Annotated in this window: 18 protein-coding genes and 2 tRNA genes; 7 read left to right on the top strand and 13 right to left on the bottom strand. The window is 39.7% G+C overall.

Going from position 1 to position 19,292, the window contains the following annotated elements:
• Positions 1-53 precede the first annotated feature (53 nt).
• The gene (ttcA, locus tag AC19MV_RS20540; protein WP_498309814.1) at positions 54-998 is read left to right on the top strand and encodes a tRNA 2-thiocytidine(32) synthetase TtcA; all 945 of its coding nucleotides are present in this window, start codon (positions 54-56) and stop codon (positions 996-998) included.
• 129 nt (positions 999-1,127) lie between these two features.
• Here the strand turns inward: ttcA and AC19MV_RS20535 are convergent, their stop codons facing one another.
• Together AC19MV_RS20535 and AC19MV_RS20530 are read right to left on the bottom strand one after the other, a co-directional pair.
• Entirely contained in the window at positions 1,128-1,766 is a 639-nt protein-coding gene (locus AC19MV_RS20535; protein WP_498309813.1) for a DUF2987 domain-containing protein, read from the bottom strand.
• Complete coding sequence (locus AC19MV_RS20530) at positions 1,759-2,577, bottom strand: glucosaminidase domain-containing protein (RefSeq protein WP_498309812.1); 819 nt, start codon at positions 2,575-2,577, stop codon at positions 1,759-1,761. The genes AC19MV_RS20535 and AC19MV_RS20530 overlap by 8 nt, the downstream gene beginning before the upstream one ends.
• 247 nt (positions 2,578-2,824) lie before the next feature.
• Between AC19MV_RS20530 and yvcK the strand changes: the two genes are divergently transcribed.
• Positions 2,825-3,766 carry a uridine diphosphate-N-acetylglucosamine-binding protein YvcK gene (gene yvcK / locus AC19MV_RS20525; RefSeq protein WP_432405042.1) on the top strand — a complete coding sequence of 314 codons (942 nt, stop codon included), beginning with the start codon at positions 2,825-2,827 and terminating at the stop codon, positions 3,764-3,766.
• Between the two features lie 91 nt (positions 3,767-3,857).
• On the opposite strand, the gene AC19MV_RS20520 is transcribed toward yvcK, so the two are convergent.
• From AC19MV_RS20520 to thrS, 5 genes are all read right to left on the bottom strand, one after another.
• Positions 3,858-5,051, bottom strand: a complete 1,194-nt coding sequence (locus AC19MV_RS20520; protein ID WP_432405038.1) for an amino acid aminotransferase — start codon at positions 5,049-5,051, stop codon at positions 3,858-3,860.
• 555 nt (positions 5,052-5,606) lie between these two features.
• Complete coding sequence (gene rplT, locus AC19MV_RS20515; RefSeq protein ID WP_182773354.1) at positions 5,607-5,966, bottom strand: 50S ribosomal protein L20; 360 nt, start codon at positions 5,964-5,966, stop codon at positions 5,607-5,609.
• A gap of 18 nt (positions 5,967-5,984) precedes the next feature.
• A complete protein-coding gene (gene rpmI, locus AC19MV_RS20510) occupies positions 5,985-6,179 on the bottom strand; it encodes a 50S ribosomal protein L35 (RefSeq protein WP_011496149.1) in 195 nt (64 codons plus the stop codon).
• A gap of 82 nt (positions 6,180-6,261) precedes the next feature.
• Entirely contained in the window at positions 6,262-6,804 is a 543-nt protein-coding gene (gene infC, locus AC19MV_RS20505; protein ID WP_432405045.1) for a translation initiation factor IF-3, read from the bottom strand.
• Positions 6,805-6,807: 3 nt separating this feature from the next.
• Positions 6,808-8,736 (bottom strand): threonine--tRNA ligase, encoded by a 1,929-nt coding sequence (gene thrS / locus AC19MV_RS20500; protein WP_498309811.1) that lies wholly within the window; start codon positions 8,734-8,736, stop codon positions 6,808-6,810.
• A gap of 511 nt (positions 8,737-9,247) precedes the next feature.
• On the opposite strand from thrS, the gene AC19MV_RS20495 reads away from it, so the two are divergent.
• Positions 9,248-9,448: a CPXCG motif-containing cysteine-rich protein gene (locus AC19MV_RS20495; protein WP_498309810.1), complete on the top strand. Its 201-nt coding sequence runs from the start codon at positions 9,248-9,250 to the stop codon at positions 9,446-9,448.
• Positions 9,449-9,539: 91 nt separating this feature from the next.
• Here the strand turns inward: AC19MV_RS20495 and AC19MV_RS20490 are convergent, their stop codons facing one another.
• Positions 9,540-10,160, bottom strand: a complete 621-nt coding sequence (locus AC19MV_RS20490) for a riboflavin synthase subunit alpha (protein ID WP_498309809.1) — start codon at positions 10,158-10,160, stop codon at positions 9,540-9,542.
• Positions 10,161-10,189: 29 nt separating this feature from the next.
• On the opposite strand from AC19MV_RS20490, the gene AC19MV_RS20485 reads away from it, so the two are divergent.
• From AC19MV_RS20485 to AC19MV_RS20470, 4 genes are all read left to right on the top strand, one after another.
• Complete coding sequence (locus tag AC19MV_RS20485) at positions 10,190-11,551, top strand: MATE family efflux transporter (RefSeq protein WP_432405022.1); 1,362 nt, start codon at positions 10,190-10,192, stop codon at positions 11,549-11,551.
• Between the two features lie 175 nt (positions 11,552-11,726).
• A tRNA-Val gene (locus AC19MV_RS20480) sits at positions 11,727-11,803 on the top strand.
• A 48-nt stretch (positions 11,804-11,851) separates the two neighbouring features.
• Positions 11,852-11,928: transfer RNA gene (locus AC19MV_RS20475), tRNA-Val, on the top strand.
• Positions 11,929-13,206: 1,278 nt separating this feature from the next.
• Positions 13,207-13,755 (top strand): histidine phosphatase family protein, encoded by a 549-nt coding sequence (locus AC19MV_RS20470; RefSeq protein WP_498309808.1) that lies wholly within the window; start codon positions 13,207-13,209, stop codon positions 13,753-13,755.
• Positions 13,756-13,921: 166 nt separating this feature from the next.
• Here AC19MV_RS20470 and cobA read toward each other — a convergent pair whose 3' ends face one another.
• From cobA to cobI, 5 genes are all read right to left on the bottom strand, one after another.
• Positions 13,922-15,283: a uroporphyrinogen-III C-methyltransferase gene (gene cobA / locus AC19MV_RS20465; RefSeq protein WP_498309807.1), complete on the bottom strand. Its 1,362-nt coding sequence runs from the start codon at positions 15,281-15,283 to the stop codon at positions 13,922-13,924.
• On the bottom strand, positions 15,283-16,056 hold the full coding sequence (gene cobM / locus AC19MV_RS20460) for a precorrin-4 C(11)-methyltransferase (RefSeq protein ID WP_124730871.1): 774 nt from the start codon (positions 16,054-16,056) through the stop codon (positions 15,283-15,285). The genes cobA and cobM overlap by 1 nt, the downstream gene beginning before the upstream one ends.
• Entirely contained in the window at positions 16,053-16,883 is an 831-nt protein-coding gene (gene cobJ / locus AC19MV_RS20455; protein ID WP_498309806.1) for a precorrin-3B C(17)-methyltransferase, read from the bottom strand. The genes cobM and cobJ overlap by 4 nt, the downstream gene beginning before the upstream one ends.
• 82 nt (positions 16,884-16,965) lie before the next feature.
• Positions 16,966-18,531, bottom strand: a complete 1,566-nt coding sequence (locus AC19MV_RS20450; RefSeq protein WP_498309805.1) for a cobalamin biosynthesis protein — start codon at positions 18,529-18,531, stop codon at positions 16,966-16,968.
• A complete protein-coding gene (cobI, locus tag AC19MV_RS20445; protein WP_498309804.1) occupies positions 18,531-19,292 on the bottom strand; it encodes a precorrin-2 C(20)-methyltransferase in 762 nt (253 codons plus the stop codon). The genes AC19MV_RS20450 and cobI overlap by 1 nt, the downstream gene beginning before the upstream one ends.

Genomic DNA, 19,292 nt, shown 5'->3' with positions numbered 1-19,292 from the left:
CGATTACTGGAATAATACGCGCCCTGAAACACTTGGTTACTGGGCGCATTTTTATGTCTGAAGTTGAAGTCGATACAATCGCAAAAAAAAATATTACTCGTATGAATAAACTGCAAAAACGTTTGCGCCGCGAAGTCGGTTCTGCGATTGCAGATTACAATATGATCGAAGAAGGTGATCGTGTGATGTGTTGTTTGTCTGGCGGTAAAGACAGCTACACCATGCTAGATATTTTATTAAATCTTCAGCAGCGTGCCCCAATCAAGTTTGAAATTGTTGCGGTAAACCTAGACCAAAAACAACCAGGTTTTCCTGAGCATATCCTTCCTGCATACCTAGACAACATTGGCGTGCCATACCACATTCTTGAAAAAGACACTTACTCTATCGTTAAAGAGAAAGTACCTGAAGGTAAAACCACTTGTGCGCTGTGCTCTCGTTTACGTCGTGGCACCTTATATGGATTTGCCCAACATATCGGCGCAACCAAGATTGCTTTAGGCCATCACCGTGATGACATTATCGAAACGATGTTTTTGAATATGTTTTATGGCGGTAAACAAAAAGCGATGCCACCTAAGTTATTGTCTGATGACGGCGCTAACATGGTGATCCGTCCATTGGCATATTGCCGTGAAAAAGACATCGAAGCTTATTCTGATCTTAAAGAATTCCCGATTATTCCGTGTAACTTGTGTGGCTCACAAGAAAACCTAAAGCGTGGCGAAATTAAAAACATGCTAAAACTTTGGGATAAACAATCACCGGGCCGTATTGAAACCATCTTTACTGCGATGCAAAATACTGCGCCTTCTCAAGGTGTTGACCGTCAGCAATTTGATTTTGTATCGCTCAAGCGCAATCCCGATGCAGAAAAAAAAGGTGATGTTGCAGATGCCGATTTACCGGCTTTTGATTTTGTCGACATCAGTAACAATGGCCATATTAATTTAGATGTCAGTAATCGAATTGATATTGTCGCGACGTTCAAGCCGTAACGATTTACGAAGACACATTACTGATTTAATAAAAAAAGCGTTGATGAATATCAACGCTTTTTTTTATTGAAATTGATTACACTTTTACATTTAAGGACGAGAGATTGCGATTCATTATACTAAAATTGATTAGTGATTAACGAGCGGACTGACCACATTCGGTTTTTCACTAAATGTAATGTGTGTTAACTGATTTATTTGCTCAAGGCTAAGTGTTAACTTGCCGCTCGAGGTTTGTTGCACATCATCGATCATGATAGTGGTGTCGGCAGTTAAAAATTCAAACGTAATACCGTCAATGGGTTTACGGAAATACTTCATCGGAAAACCTTGTAGGCCATCAAGTAAACGGTCCATATCGATATTGAGTGCAAGTAACTCTGCTTGGGTATATTGTTGTTGAGTTGAGCGAGCCCGTACTTGCATTGCAATAGCACATTGATCCGCATTGCCTGCAACAACAATATTAACTAACCCTCTATCCGATTTTAATTGTGCATCATATGGAATATATAAACGTTGTTGATCTGTATACGTTAAAGGATATGTTTGATTTTCTGTGGTAATACTGCCGGAGGTAATAGTGCAATCTGTTGTCACAGGAACACTAAACGCTAACTCAACAAGTGGGTAGTTTTGTTTGTTCACTTGCTTTAGGCGATCATAAAAGCCAACGTACTCTAGTGAAACGGTTTCAGCGACGCAGCTACTGGCAACAAATGCGGCCGATAATATAAATAATCCATGACGTAGCGGGCGGTTAAACATTGGCTTGGTTTCCTGTTAAAAAAGATTTGTTATGTTTTAGCATTTCAAGCAGCTCATCAATGTATTCATCCTTCCGTTCAGAATAATTAATCAACCCGAATACTAACTTCTCTGCAGTCGGTTTTATTTTTTGTGCTCGTAAATCAGCACGTATCGAGCGAAATAGTCGATAGGCTTGATTGCTGTTTAAATTAATCATATAGGCAATAATTGAATCTTTGGGCGAATCAAATACCGCCACTTCATGGTTTTTGCCATTGTCTCGTGCTAAAGGTACTAAGCCACAACCTTGAGAAAAGCACCATTGGCCGAAAAAGTTATTCCCTTCAACCGCAAAGCGCGAACTTCCCCAGCCACTCTCATTTGCGGCTTGCACCAATACCATGTTAACCGGAATAGTATCAATTCGTTTGAGTAACGGCGTTAACGTGGTGCGAGTTAATGATTTTATATCATACTGATATTTGCTAATAATCGATTGTAAACGTTCAGTGTCTTTTTCATTTAAACCAATGCCGTTATCAATTTGTTCAATCATTGCGAGTAGGAATTGGCGTTCGTGAATAATAATTTGGTTTTGTGCTTCTATAGCGGGGCGTAAGTAGTCAAAAAAGCTTTGTTTTTTTGTGTCTATGTCTTCAATATTGGCAAAATCCGGCATTTTGCCTAAATCAATATTGTGTAACTGCCCTAAAGCAGAATTCGGTGAAGAAGGCGTTGATTTGGGAATGAAAAACACTCTTATAGCCAACAATGCAATAACGGCTAAACCCAATGCAAATGTCATTTGACCAATACTGCCTAACTTCAATCGTACCTACCTTATTTTTTTATGGTATTAAACGGGATAATTATAACCTTAAAACCCTCATGATTCATCAAAGGCACTTTGCGATTACTCTCATTGAGTCATCATAACGCGATGATCACGAAAGCTTAAAATTAATTACACGTTAATGTCACTAAACGGTTAGAATCAAAGCTATATTTGCGGCGCGCATTCATCACTTATTATTCGCCGCGTAACATTCAGCACTCAAGGATTTGAGAACAACGCTATGTTGAATCAAAAATTAATGAACATTGATCATGTCGTAGCCATCGGTGGCGGTCATGGGTTAGGCAGAATACTTGCTGCACTCGCTTTTTTAGGTCCTAAATTAAGCGGCATTGTTGCCACCACAGATAATGGCGGTTCAACAGGACGATTAAGACAAGACCAACAAACTATTGCTTGGGGTGATTTACGTAATTGTTTATCACACTTAGCTCACCGCCCTTCTTTAGGTTCTATGCTATTTGACCACCGTTTTACTGGCGACAATGAACTTGCGGGGCATAATTTGGGCAATGTGGTGTTACACGCGCTTGACCAATTGTGCGTACGCCCACTCGATGCAGTCAATTTAATTCGCGGGATTTTAAAAATTGAAACGCAAATCATCCCCATGTCTGAAGCATCAACTCATTTAGTTGCACTAAGTCATTGTGGCGCAAAAGTGTTTGGTGAATTAAACGTTGATGGTATGACCGAGGCACCAATCGCTTTATCTTTAGAACCACAAGTACAAGCAACATTGGAAGCGTGTTTGGCCATTGAAAAATCGCAATTGATTATTTTGGGGCCAGGTAGTTTTTTAACCAGTATTTTGCCGCCACTGCTCATTCCTGAAATTGCCGAAAGTATTAGGAACTCAAATGCGCATGTGATGCTTATCGACAACTTAACTGCTGAGTATTCTCCAGCTAGTACGTTTAGCATTGAAGATAAAATTGTTTGGTTAAATCAAATTATCGGTAAAAAAGTGATTGTCGATGTTATCCAACATGGGCAGGGACAAAAAATAGCCAGTCATTACAGCAATGAAGTGCGTTTTAATCAATTTAACTTAGTCAGTCAGCACCATCCCGGCCTACATGATAAACAGTCTTTAGCTGAAGCAATTGAACAAGTGTGTCAATTTCATTTAGCCCAACAACAGATCCCTGAACTTAATTAATACCGCGGAGTTCAAGGATGAGTTTCTAAAACAAGAAAATCAAATTAATAAAAAAGGCTGCAAAAGCAGCCTTAATTATTATTCGATTTTTTTACAGCACTTGTGCGATAGCTTTACATACTGCTGGCATGTTGTTTTTAGTTAGGCCAGCGACGCTAATGCGACCTGAACCAACGATATAAATGGCAAACTCATCTTTTAAACGAGCCACTTGTTGCTTGTTTAAACCTGAGAAACTGAACATACCGTTTTGACGTGAAATAAAACTAAAGTCTTGCTCTACGCCTTCTGCTTTTAGACTGTCTACAAATAACGTCCGCATTTCTGCAATGCGTTGGCGCATTTCAGTTAATTCTGCTTCCCACTGTTGACGCAACTCGGTGTTTGCCAAAATAGTACTCACAATTAATCCGCCATGAGCAGGAGGGTTAGAGTAATTTGCACGAATTGTTTTTTTGATTTGGCTAAAGCTGTTAATCGCTGCGCTATCATCTTGTGCTACAACCGTTACCGCACCAATACGTTCATTGTATAAACCAAAGTTTTTTGAAAATGAGTTCGCGATAAGTAACTCAGGTACCAAAGCCGATACAGTACGAAGACCTTGTGCATCTTCTTCAATACCAGCACCAAAACCTTGGTATGCAAAATCAAATAATGGTAAAAGCTGCTTGTCTAAACAAACTTGCGCAACCTGACTCCATTGCGCTAAAGACAGATCTATGCCGGTTGGATTATGACAACAACCATGTAATAGCACCACATCACCAGCTTGAGCTTGATTAAGATCGACCAGCATCGCATCGAAATCCATGTCGTGAGTTTCGGCTTTATAGTAACGATATTCTTTGACCGTTAAGCCGGCAGTTTCAAAAATATTTTGGTGATTAGCCCATGTCGGATTACTCACCCAAATCGTTGTTGATTGAGTATTGCGAACTAAAAACTCGGCTGCAACACGTAAGGCACCGGTTCCACCTGGTGCTTGTGCTGTTACTGCACGCTTGTCTTTAATAATCTGGTTATCCGCACCGAACAGCAACTCTTGTACTACCTGGTTATAAGCTTGAACACCTTCAATGCCTAAATAGTTTTTGGTCATTTCTGTTTCAAGTAAAATAGCTTCTGCTTTTTTTACTGATTTCAGCACTGGCGTTTGCCCTGCCTCATCCTTATAAATACCAACACCTAAATTAACTTTATGTGCGCGAGTATCGGCTTTAAAAGCATCAGTTAAGCCTAAAATTGGGTCCGCTGGAGCAAGCGTTACTTCAGAAAAGATCATTACAACTATCCTAATTGAGGGAAGAGACAAATTTTATTTAGTTATACCATTGTATCGACAAGCTGAGTAGTGAGATTTTTAATTGTTGGGATAAAATGACACAATCATTAAAATTAAATCAAAAATTTTAAGATAACTTCAATTTAATCGATGATTTCGATAAAATTTTAATATAAGAAGCGCAATGTTAACTCGGTTTATGTTCTATACGTCAATTTCTGATAGGCATTTTTTGTTAGCTGTATTTTATGTGCACAGCTTTGTGTGAATGGCGTTAAAGATATTGTGCTGAGTGTTTATAAAATGGCTCAGGGGAAATGTATTCACTGAATACAGATTTTATCGCTGACAAAATTTGCACACATTGCAAAATTTAAAACCATTTTTTACATTTTGATAATTGCGCTTTTTTGATAAACCACATGTATTTAGACAATTGATTACCGATGCTTAAGACTATTTATCGTAAATGTATTTAAATTCAAAAGAGTTGTAACTCATTTTTAGGCATAAAAAAAGGAACCCGAAGGTTCCTTTTCTAAAGCATTTCACTAATTAATTAGTTAATGCTTCTTTTGCTTTTTCAACTAAAATTGCAAATACAACTTTGTCGAAAACAGCGATGTCAGCCAAAATCTTACGATCGATTTCAATAGACGCCTTTTTCAAGCCGTTAATGAAACGGCTGTAAGACAGACCATTTTGACGTGAAGCCGCATTAATACGAGCAATCCATAATTGACGGAATTGACGTTTTTTCTGACGACGGTCACGGTAAGCATATTGACCAGCTTTAGTTACTGCTTGAACAGCAACACGGTAAGTACGGCTACGAGCGCCATAATAACCTTTAGCTAGTTTAAGTACTTTTTTGTGACGAGCACGAGCGGTTACACCACGCTTAACTCTAGGCATTGTTTATCTCTCCTTTAATTAAGCGTATGGTAGTTGACGTGCAATCGCTGGCACATCAGACTTAGCAACTAAACATTTAGCACGTAAGTGACGCTTACGCTTAGTGCTCTTCTTGGTCAAAATGTGACGTAAGTGTGCTTGCTTGCGCTTGAAACCATTAGCGGTTTTCTTAAAACGCTTCGCTACACCCTTGTCTGTTTTCATTTTAGGCATTTCTAAAACTCCGCATTGGGACGTTAATAAACGTAAGGCGAGCAAAAGCCTCAAGAGACTTTTGCTACTTTAGGTTGCCCTACTATTTCTTTTTAGGTGCTAACACCATAATTGCTTGACGACCTTCCATTTTCGGGAAAGATTCGACAACCGCATACTCTTCCAAATCAGCCTTGATACGGTTCAAAAGATCCATACCTAGGTTTTGGTGTGCCATTTCGCGACCACGGAAACGCAGCGTAATTTTCGCTTTGTCACCATCTTCTAGAAAACGAATCAGGTTGCGTAGTTTTACCTGATAGTCGTTTTCATCAGTGCCGGGACGGAATTTAATTTCCTTCACCTGGACCTGTTTCTGCTTCTTTTTTTGTTCTTTTTGAGCTTTCGCTTTATCAAAAAGGAACTTACCGTAGTCCATTATGCGACAGACCGGAGGCTCAGCATTAGGGCTGATCTCTACAAGATCAACACCGGCTTCATCTGCAATACTCTGAGCTTCTTTAATACTAACGATACCAATTGGTTCTCCTTCTAAATCCGACAAACGGACTTCAGGAACACCAGTGATTTCATCATTGATTCTATTAGGGGCTGGCTGTCGCCCTGCTGTTCTTTTGATCTTTATGACCTATTCCTCCAACAATTTGAGACTACGGAGCGAAATTTGTTGACGTATTATAGAGGCGAAATCTTCTAATTTTAACTTGCCTAAATCAATACCGTCACGTGTACGCACCGCGACTTCCTTATTTTCCATTTCTTGATCACCAACGACCAACAAATAAGGCACACGTCTAAGTGTGTGTTCGCGTATTTTAAAGCCTATTTTCTCATTCCTCAAGTCAAAAGATGCTCGAATACCCTGTTCTTTGAAGAATTTAACGATTTCTTCAACATAATCAGCTTGTTTATCGGTAATATTCATTACAACGACTTGCATTGGAGCAAGCCAAGTTGGGAATTTACCCGCGTATTCTTCTATCAAGATGCCTAAGAAACGTTCTAACGAACCTAAAATAGCACGATGGATCATTACCGGCGTCTGGCGACTGTTGTCTTCAGCTACATAAGTAGCACCTAAACGAGTCGGTAATGCATAATCTAGCTGTACTGTACCACATTGCCATGCACGATCTAAACAATCATGTAAGGTAAATTCGATTTTTGGGCCATAAAACGCGCCTTCGCCCGGTAATATATCATATTCAATATTATTTGCGGCTAATGCTTGCTTCAAAGCTTCTTCTGCACGGTCCCACATCGCATCATCGCCAATACGCTTTTCAGGGCGTGTTGACAGTTTTACGACAATGTTTTCAAAGCCGAAGGTTGCGTATGTGTCATATACCATTTGGATACATGCACTCACTTCCTGCTGAACTTGATCATCAGTACAAAATACGTGAGCGTCATCTTGAGTAAATCCGCGTACGCGCATTAATCCATGTAATGAACCCGATGGCTCGTTACGATGACAACAACCGAACTCAGCCATACGTAATGGCAGGTCGCGGTACGATTTTAAACCTTGATTGAAAATCTGTACGTGACCAGGACAGTTCATTGGTTTAATCGCGTATTCACGGCTTTCGCTGCTGGTTGTGAACATGGCTTCTGAGTATTTATCCCAGTGACCTGAACGTTCCCATAGAGAACGATCCATCATTAATGGACCTTTAACTTCTTGATAAGTGTACTGGCCTAATTTTTGACGAATAAACTTTTCAAGCTCTAGGAATATGCTCCAACCATCATTATGCCAAAACACCATTCCTGGCGCTTCTTCTTGCATATGGTATAAATCTAGCTGTTTGCCAATTTTACGATGATCACGCTTGGCTGCTTCTTCTAAACGCACTAAATGAGTTTTAAGGGCTTTTTTATCTGCCCACGCTGTTCCGTATACACGTTGCAGCATTTTGTTATCAGAGTTGCCACGCCAATACGCACCCGCAACACTCATTAACTTAAAGTTTTGACAAAAACGCATATTCGGCACGTGCGGCCCGCGACACATATCAACATATTCTTCGTGATGATATAGCGCTGGAGTTGCATCTTTACTGATGTTTTCATCTAAAATAGCAATTTTGTATTCTTCGCCACGTTCGCTAAAAGCGTCACGCGCTTCTTGCCAAGAAACGACTTTTTTAACCACGTCGTAATTGGTTTTTGCTAGCGCAAGCATTCGCTTTTCAAGTGCTTCGATATCATCTTGCGTTAACTTGTGGTCCAAATCGATGTCGTAGTAAAAACCGTTATCGATAACAGGGCCAATAGCCATTTTTGTTTCAGGCCACATTTGTTTGATCGCGTGACCTAATAAATGCGCACAAGAATGGCGAAGGATTTCAACACCCTCGTCGTCTTTAGCCGTAATGATAGCGAGTTCTGAATCTGCTGTGATCAAGTCTGTTGCGTCTTTAAGCTCACCGTTAACTCGGCCAGCGATACACGCTTTAGCTAAACCAGGGCCGATGTCTAATGCAACATCAAGAGTCGATACAGGATTGGCAAACTCACGTTTGCTGCCATCAGGCAATGTAATAATAGGCATGAAATGTCCTTGTCCAGTGGTGACCCACACGTAGGGCCACATGGTAATTAAGTATGTTCTTTTGGAACGAGAGACACGTTAATGAAATCAAGACAGTACAGGAGTCTTAGTTACCCATAAACGTAGCCTTTATTCTAAGTGATAAGCCGTTTATGGCGCAACTATATAAGGTTGAATAACGACTATATTTGATGATTTTAGAAAATATAGTTATCCGCAGAATAAATTATGACATTCACCACTTATTTGATGTTCTACGTTATTTATTTTAGATACAACGAATTAGCATTGATATTGCCAGCCATTTTTTATAGTACCTCGCGGAATTATTTGTCAGAGTTAATTTAAATCACTCTCTATGCTAATGATATTATTATCTATTATTTAATAATCTTTAAAAAACTAAATTTGGAGTCAAATAATTTCAACAGACATAAATCAAACAAATGGATGACCCACAATAACAGGAGGCCACTATACTGTTTATAACAACATCACTGGGAGGTTTAAAATGAGATTATTATCGCGCCCAATTTGTTGCCCGCATTGCGGTCATCATCAACATGTCACAATCGATGCGAGTGCTGGCGATCAAGAATATTATGATGATTGTCGCATCTGTTGTAACCCCATTCATATCCGTATGCACTTAGATGAAAACCGACGAATGATTGAGCTGCATGTCGATTCAGATGATGAACAAATTTATTAGGCTTAAAAGACAACCGTTTTTAATGGGGTAACGCCATAATGGCAACAATAATGGCGTTACATGCTTATCACTGATGAGTATTAGTCATAGGTTAATTATTGAGTAACTGCTTTTTTGCCAGTATCCGCTCAACAGTGTCGACTATCACCTGTGTTTGACTATCGATTTCGATATTAATCTTATCACCCACTTTATATTGACTTAAATTAGTCAATTTCAATGTTTCGGGAATTAAGTGCAACATAAAGCCGCTATCACTTACCTTACCTACTGTTAGACTGCATCCGTTAATGCCGACGAAACCTTTATAAAAAATGTAGTTCATCCACTGTGGGTCAACCTTAAGCTCAATATTATAATGTTCCGCAGTATTACTGACTTCACCAACGGTACCTTGAGTATGCACATGTCCTGATAAAATATGTCCGCCAATTTCGGTTCCAAATGTCAACGAACGTTCAATATTGACATTATCCCCAACACAGGTATTACCTAGGTTAGTCAGCGCTAATGTTTCTTCCATTACATCAAAGAAAACCTTATCATTTAGTATCTTGGTTACTGTTAGACAAACGCCGTTATTGGCAACACTTGCACCTGTCACTAATCCCTTTGTTAACTCTGATGTCATAAGGATTTCAAAGGTGTTAAGTCCTGCAGTTTTTTGTATTGATACCACTTCACAAGTGGCTTGAACTATACCAGTAAACATATTTCTCTCGTTCCGTAATAGGCTTTTTAATGAATAATACAGGTTTTCAAATTCAGCGCTTAATAAAATTAGCGCTTCCGGTACTTATTGCCCAAGTGACACAAACCATGATGGGATTCATCGACACGGTAATGGCTGGAAGAGTCAGTGCGGTCGATATGGCTGCAGTGGCTGTAGGTACCAGTTTATGGTTGCCTGCTATTTTATTTGTTCAAGGTTTATTAATGACTTTTACGCCAGTGTTTTCTCAACATCATGGTGCAAATAATCAACAAGTGATCCCGTCTCTCATATTTCAAGCAGGTTATATTGCCATAATTGGTGGGATTGGCGTGATGATCTTTCTCGCATCTTCTACCTATTTACTTGATTTAATGCATTTAGAACCGCAATTACATGCATTAACGGTGGGTTATATTGATGCGATTTTATGGGGCGCCCCCGCTTTTGTCTTATATCAAGTATTACGTGGCTGCAGTGAAGGAATATCTTACACCATGCCTACCATGGTGATTGGCTTTGTTGGTTTAGCTGTGAACATCCCAGCTAACTATATCTTTATCTATGGAGGCTTCGGCATTCCTGCAATGGGCGGTGCGGGATGCGGCGTAGCTACAGCGTTAGTATTCTGGGCAATGTTAGCCGCGATGATTATTTACATGTTAGTTGATAAGACCTTTAAAGAACTTGGGCCCTTTAAGCAATTTTACCGTCCGCATTTGGCCAGCATGTGGTCAATGACCAAACTGGGCATGCCGATTGCCATGGCTTTGTTTTTTGAAGTGAGCTTATTTGCGGTTATTGCACTCTTTCTTGCGCCGTTAGGGGCAAATGTTGTAGCTAGCCATCAAATTGCACTTAACTTTTCATCGATTGTATTTATGTTGCCATTATCTATCGGCATTGCAGTTTCAATCCGTATTGGCTATTACCTTGGCCGTAATCAACCTGAAATAGCAGCGTTAGTTGCCAGAGTAGGATTAGGACTATCCTTTGTGTTAGCAGTTTGCACGGCATTATTAACAGTTACATTTAGACATGAAATCGCTTTGCTGTATAACGACAACCCTGAAGTGGTTGCATTAGCAGGAAGCTTAATGATGCTGGCAGCCTTTTACCAAATATCAGATTCAGTCCAGGTCGTCGCCGCTGGCGCTTTACGCGGTTATAAAGACACCCGAAGTGCATTTTACATCACGCTGTTTTCATATTGGTTTGTGGGCATGTCGACGGGCTATATTTTAGGTTATACCAACATCATTGTTGAGCCAATCGGGGCGCATGGATTTTGGATTGGTTTAATCGCCGGTTTAACCGTAGCCGCAATATTGTTTGCAATACGTTTAAAGTACATACAGAAGAAAGGATTTGAGTTTCAACAGATTGGGTAATTAGGGCAACATTTTCAAGGTTTAATCATTCATATTGTTTAACCTTGAATCAAGTTGCACAGCAAATCACCATTTAATCATAAAAATGATTTTTTTACTTGCAAGCGGTAGGCTATCCCACTTACTATAGCGACCGCTTTGAAGCAAAACGTAATTAATGTTTACTTTAAACGATACACCCGTAGCTCAGCTGGTTAGAGCACTACCTTGACATGGTAGGGGTCGGTGGTTCGAGTCCACTCGGGTGTACCACTCTTCTGACAGAGTATAAAGAGTCAGTTTTTGTTAAAAGTAAACAATACACCCGTAGCTCAGCTGGTTAGAGCACTACCTTGACATGGTAGGGGTCGGTGGTTCGAGTCCACTCGGGTGTACCATTTCATTATAAAATTCAATCACTTATTATTATATTTTTTTTTAAAAAGTGTGCCTTACTCCGAATGCTAATCCAAAATCCCTTTGAAGATTCAAACAATATCATCCGTTTAAGCCATCACTAAAATAAATTATTTAGACGTCAATAAAATAATAGCTAACAGCACTTGTGCCCAAATTTGTGCCTAAGTGCCCAAACTATGTTTTAAGCAATTCCGGCGATGACCACCATACTGAATAGCCTTGAGGCCTAAAGATATTTAGTTAAAAGTAAAGTACGCGGTGAATTAACCGCCTACTGGGCAAGAAATCGGAAGTACATTCGCGTACATTTTTCCAAGTTGAAATTGTTCCATCGTATCCCTTTTGTGCAGCTTTGCCATACTAGGTGAAGCCCGTCATCCTTTGGTGCCGATAGGGTAAATTAAAGTGTCTTACCAAGCATAATTAGATACTTTTGACGAAGAATAGCCCATTTTCTCGCACTATTGTCTTCACAAATTTCTTCAACATGCTCAAATTAATTCACCTAATCTGGTCCAGATCGCGAACGTTTTTATAAACATATTCCGTATATTTATTAAACTACATTTGTACAGAATGTTATCAGTTCATGAATGATAGGAGGTGATTTTATATTTAAATTATTCATTGTGATCAAAAAATCTACAATCATACGGTTGCCCTATTCGACAAATAAGCACGTTTAAGCTCTAAATTTGGCTAAATTGCTTTTTATTGAAGCGTTTCTTTTTTTAAGTTATTTATTTCAAACTGGTGATGTGATTTGCGTTTTTAAGGCATATGTTTGACCAAAAAACTTGAATTATATTAGAAATAGTCGGATTCACAATACATTCTTCACGAATCCCAATCCCATTTAGCCTTATATTCTTCAATTAACTCGAGAGATCAAGGTAAGGTTTTATTTTCAATGGCACAATTTAAAATTTAAAATTGAAGATTACATAGAGTTAGTTGACAATGTACTTGCCCCTAATCCTTGGCCAGATGATATTAAAAATATTCGTATTGAACATATAAAAATATTTATGCGTACGGCGAGCGACCAAGGCTTTCGTTCAGTAATTTAGACGATATTAGTGATACATGATCATCAGTTTACTTATCAACACCACTGTAGAACAATTAAGCCGATGATAAATAATTTAATAACACTAATAGCGTGATCTCTAGCCTAAATCTAATTATAGTTACAATCAAATCAATGCTAATTTGCTATAATTTATATATTAACCATCTGAAGTTAAGATTTTTTTATGCCAGTATTTTTTTGTCGTCATGGTCAAACCCATTGGAATGTAAAAGGCCTTATTCAAGGGCAATTTAACAGTGAACTCACTAATGTTGGTAAGTCACAAGCTTTAGCGTTGGCGAATAAAGCAAAGACTCATCAAATAGAACATGTCGTATGCAGCGATTTAGGGCGAGCGGTTGAAACAGGTACTATCGTGTCGACATTTTTAGGGAGTAAACTTGAAATAATGCCTGAAATAAGAGAGCGAGGCTTCGGTATTTTACAAGGGATTTCTCGTACTGAACAACCCCAACTCTGGGATGCTTTTGACAATAAACACCTTAACGATGAATTGAATATTCAAGGTTCTGAATCTGCATCTCAAGTTGCAATTAGAATAACTCGTACCATTTCATCTTTATGTGATAATAATACAGATAGGAATGTATTATTAATTGGTCACGGGGAATGGTTACGCATTTTTATCAATATACATAATGGTCATCATCCTTGGTCAGATTTTAGTGTATTGCCAGATAACTGCGAAATAATTAAAATAAAAAAGCGCTAACGCGGAAATATCGATACACGTCGCAAGTCTATACATTAAAAAAATTAAAGCTGTTAATACAACAGCCCTAATTAATTTCCAGGAAATTACATTATTAAAAAGTCGACGATAATATTAAGCCGATTTCTTAAGCACTAAACTGTTTTAGCTTACTTAGATTATACTGCTATGCGGCGTGGGAACATAAAATTAATGATGAAATGTCTAATTCATCGAAAGAATCATTTTTAGTGATCAAATATGATTTCACATCCGTATCAGACAAAAACTCTACAACCTCTACATTGCGCGTAAATACTACGGCATCATCTAGCAATAAATTATTGTTGATCAAAAATTCAACAGCAACGATTTCATTCGTCAATGCAAATGATGAGGGTGACAGTTGATAATTAGGTTGTATCAAACGAACTTGTCTACCACATATACCATGACTCTTCGTTGACGCTACAATGCAAACATGATCAACAGGCTTGTCATTTATCGGAATGAAAATACCGAAATGCTGCAGATAATCAGCAGCATCTTGGTTGCCGGATATATTCCAATGCCAATCTCGAATATCTAATCTATGTTTACGAGAACATTCAATTAAGCTTTTGGCCGCTTCTTCAGAATCTAACCATAAATGTTTGTTTGTTGTAATGGTTAACCAATCTTCGCTATCAAACTGGTAATTAACTTCAATTTTTGGTGCGTCAACTATGGTTGCTCCAAGTAATTTTAGTTTATTACGACTTTCTTGGTCGTTAGAGCAGGTTAATACTTGTTGTTGACTTAGGGGTAATACGTCACGCCAATTTAATTCGTTGGCTAAACTCACTACTTCTCCCAATGCAACAAGCATTGGATCACCATTATCAAACTCAATTATCTGATCTCCGATTTGATCGATAGTTGAAATCAATGTACGTTGCTTAAAACTGGTGGCCGCTGCAATAACCGCAACGGGCGTGCAGGGTAATTTACCAAGCAACATCAATTCTTCTGTATGTTTCTTTAATTTTTTTGCACCCATATAAAGAATTAATGTGCCGGCAGCATCACCGGCTAATGCCCAAGATTTAATAGTAGTTGATACCTTATGACCACTTGCAAAAGTAACATCAGAAGCCATGCCATTACTTGTTAATGGAAATCCGGCATAGGCTGCTGCGCCAAGCGCTGAACTAATGCCGGGGATCACCTCATATTCAATGCCATGATGTTGCAAGCTGCGGCATTCTTCGGTTGCACGACCAAAAATAAACGGGTCACCCGCTTTTAATCGCAACACCGATTTCCCGGCCAAAGCTTGCTCAATTACAAGAGGGTGCATGCCATATTCTATCGTTGCACCACAGTAACCTCTATACCCCACTGGCAACATTGTTTTATCTGCGGGGATCATAGAGAGTACTGCTTGATCGATCAATAAATCATAACAAACCACGTCACAGTGACTCATTAGTTCAACGGTCTTTTGAGTTAATAAACCTGGGTCTCCAGGTCCTGCTCCTGCTAAAAATACTTTCCCCGGCTTAGACATTAGATAACCTCCTCTTCCTTGTTACCTCGACGGAATCCATGCGAAAACTCACTTGCATAAAGTCTTGAATCTCTAAATTCGGTTTGATTTAATACTTTACTGACAATAATCATTGCTGTTGAACGTATACCAGCCGCTTCTACTTTTTCAACGATGTCATCCAAGGTGCCTCGGATAATTCGCTCTTCTGGATGTGAAGCTTTTTCAACAACCGCCACTGGCCAATTACCTGGATAGACTTCTTTCAATTCTCGAGCAACTTTACGGATTAAGGTTGCCGATAAAAATAGACACATGGTTGCTTCATGAGCCGCGAGTGATTTAAGGTTTTCTTTTTCTGGTACTGGTGTTCTACCCGATGCACGACTTAAGATAATGGTTTGACACTGTTCCGGTAATGTCAGTTCTTGTCCTAATGCTGCAGCTGATGCTTGGAAAGAACTGACCCCAGGTACGACTTTCCAATCGAGGTTTAAGTCGTCTAACCGACGGGTGGTTTCAGCCAAAGAACTATAGATTGATAGATCGCCCGTTTGTACTCGAGCAACATCTAAGCCTTTGGCATCTGCGTCAACACAAACCTGAATGATTTGATCAAGGTCCATATCTTCAGAGCTCAATACCAATGCCTCTTTATGAGCACGAGCAACGACTTCTTTTGGCACTAATGAACCGGTATAAAGTACCACTGGACACTCTTCCACTAAACGAGCACCTTTTACGGTAATTAACTCTGGATCACCCGGCCCTGCGCCAATAAAAAATACGGTCATACAACTTCCTCCTGCTGAACTTCATTTAACGAGCGGCCGCGTTTTTGCCCCGCCTTAATTGACCCAGTTTCTAGGTCGTATTTTTTGCTATAACCCCGAGGCGTTATAATTAAATTCTCAAATTCATAACTTTGACTGTTACCGACTATTACTGCTGCAGTCATACCAAACTCACAATCTGTAAACTCACTGAGTTTTGAAATTTGAATTGATTGTTCTGGACGATAGGCATTGTCAACAATTGCAACAGGCGTATCTGCATGACGATGTTTTAATAGAATTTTTTGTGCTGTTAAGATTTGCTCTGTTCGACGACGAGATCTAGGGTTATAAAATGTTATTGCAAAATCAGCCACTGCAGCAGCTTCAATTCGCTTTTCAATGAGTGACATTGGTGTGAGTAAGTCCGATAAGGAAATGGTACAACTATCGTGCCCTAACGGCACTCCGACCAAAGATGCACAAGCATTTGCAGCTGTTATTCCCGGTATCATTGTTACCTTTACAGTGTCATCGTTCTTCCATTCTTTTTGTGCAAGCAGCTCGTATACAAGTGGGCCCATGGCATACATGCCTGCATCACCTGAAGAAATAATCGCTACGTTACGTCCGGCTAATGCCGCATCAACAGCCACTGCTGCGCGGTCTACTTCCCGTGTCATACCACTGGCGGATGTCTCTTTGCCCCCCAGTAATGGGCTTATCATATCTAGGTACGGTTTATATCCGACAACAAAATCTGCATTACTAATTGCAATTTTTGCCATAGGCGTCATTAGAGACAATGAACCTGGCCCTATACCTACTACATCTAATGTTCCACTCACAGAAACCTCCAAAAACTCTTATTGGCACCACAATTGACAACTTTAATCTATGATCGTGGTGAATTTATTTGTGACTTAATGCCTAATTACTTGCTTCTACTTCTGCAATAAAATCAGTATCTAACAATTCATTCAATGGTGCTGAGTCAGCGATTGCTTGTAATACTTGCCGCCATTTTTCTTCTGTTAATAATTCTAAAGATTGTAACCACACACTATGATTCGGATCTTGTTGCTTTCGAGCGTATATGGTTGCTGTAGCTCGTTGCCGACAAGCGCCAACGCAATGACTACGAGTCACTTTAATCCTTTTAGCGCCGCTACTTAGTTGCATTGATTTAAGTATTTGACGAATATAATGTGCTAATCCTTCAGCGCCTTCATCTTGACAACGCCCCCCCTCACAAATAAATAAATGATGGGCATAGTGTTTAATTGGCTTTGCCTTTGTCTCTCTAATTAATCTCTTATTTTCTTCTTTCCTATGCCCATGACTTGCTCTATGTGAACTGTGTGAAATAGCGATTGTTTCACCACAAATATTTTTGCGCTTTTTTGCTAACATGGGTTCATTGAAATGCCTTTCACATGCAGCCAATGTCATGTTGAAACCGTCGGCATTAAATTTAAACTTAGGGATAAGGAGTTTGTTTCGTTGACTACCATGCAAACATGCCGCTTCTGCTACAGAACTAATCCCAATACAACGTAGAACAGTTTCAGAAGGATTTTCTATCCCCTCAACCTCAGCAAGCGTTTTCGCTGGATAACAATGAAAATTCAATTTAAGTTGTTGGGCTAATTCAATAATGCCAAGCTCGTTTGCTTTAAGTTCTGCAGAGTGCACACCTGCAATTGAATTAGGGTGTAAATTATTTTTTTCTAAAAAATAAGCTAAACCTTGCTGTAAAACATGTAGGGGAGTATTTCTGTCACAACCAATACCTATTTCTATATTGGTGGGACGCCAAATAACATGAGGTAAATCAGTATCAATAACATGCTGCTTGTTACTAATGATTATCGCAGCTGAATAAGTAGATAAATCAGGTTGCTGTTGAGTTTCACTTACCCAAATGTGCTCTGGCATTCTTTTAGCGTAGGTCCACCAGTTTTTTTGACCACTTTGTTGCCAAATAAGCGTTGCTGCGCCATTTACAACCGCGCTCGATACAGGCGTTATATGCTCCTCAGACTCTGCGGCTAAATGCCATCCTAGTGGCTTTCCAAACATATCAACACTTAAGGTTTCAGATGTATCCGAAGCGGTGGTGATCACCGCTTGTGCCTTGAGTATTTTTGCCACTTTTTGGGCTATTTCATTGGCTCCGCCTCTGTGGCCACTTAACACTGGCACGACAAACTGCCCTGCCTCATCGACACATATCACCCCAGGGTCGGTGCGTTTATCCTGTAACAATGGAGCGAGTAACCGTGTTGCAATGCCTGCACTGAAAATACCAATATGTTGATCAAATTGACTAAAGCTATCACTCAAATGATCTCTAAGAGTCTCTTTTGATGCGGTATCTCCACCCCACTCGCCACTGCGATCGAGAACAAATACTTCAGCATTTTCTAACCTAGAGGCAAGCTGCATGGCTAACAACTGTCCCTTACGGGTAATGGCGTGTATGGCAATGCGCATTACGCAGTACCTTTACGCAAAATGCCTTTACGCTTGCGAATGGAGAGTTGTACCATCGCAAAATATTTGTGTTCTTTAGGGACATCACGTAAGTCTGTAAATACTTGTTGGTTTTCACCAGTTGCATATGAGACATAGGTTGCACAATCCAACATGTTCATAGGCTCTAGTAATTTAATCAAAGGCTCGACCATTCGACCCGCTTTGATCAAAATGATGGTATCGAACTCTTCCATCAATCTCGGCAACATTTCAATGCCATAAGTTGCTGGCACGACGCAGAATCTTTCTTCACCATCGGCTAATGGAATTTGAGTCGCTGAGGGTACTGCCGTAATTGAACTCACTGCCGGCACGATTTCTGTTTCGACATGCTCCAAACGTTCTGCAATCTCTTCTTGAAGGTAAGCCCAAGTGCTAAATACTGATGGATCGCCTTCGGTAATAAAACCGACATCTAAACCTTGCTTCAACCGTTCAACAATTGCGTCAGCAGCTCTGTGCCAAGCTGGTACTGTAATGGTATGGTCTCGACTCATTGGAAACCACAGAAATAGTTTTTCGCCACTCACTTCGTCAGAAGGCACTTCTTGTTGAGTAATCGCCCATGCAAATGAATCTTGAGCACCTAGAGTCTTTTCAGGTATTGCTATTACATCAAGTGATTTAAGTAGACGCACGCTACGTAATGTCATTAAATCGCCAGCGCCAGCGCCAGGGCCAACACCAATGGCATATAATTTTCCAATTTTAGTTGTCAT

It is taken from the genome of Shewanella sp. MF05913 (assembly GCF_059758095.1).
The sequence above is the reverse complement of the archived record's forward strand: the minus strand, read 5'-3'. Positions and strand labels throughout refer to the sequence as shown.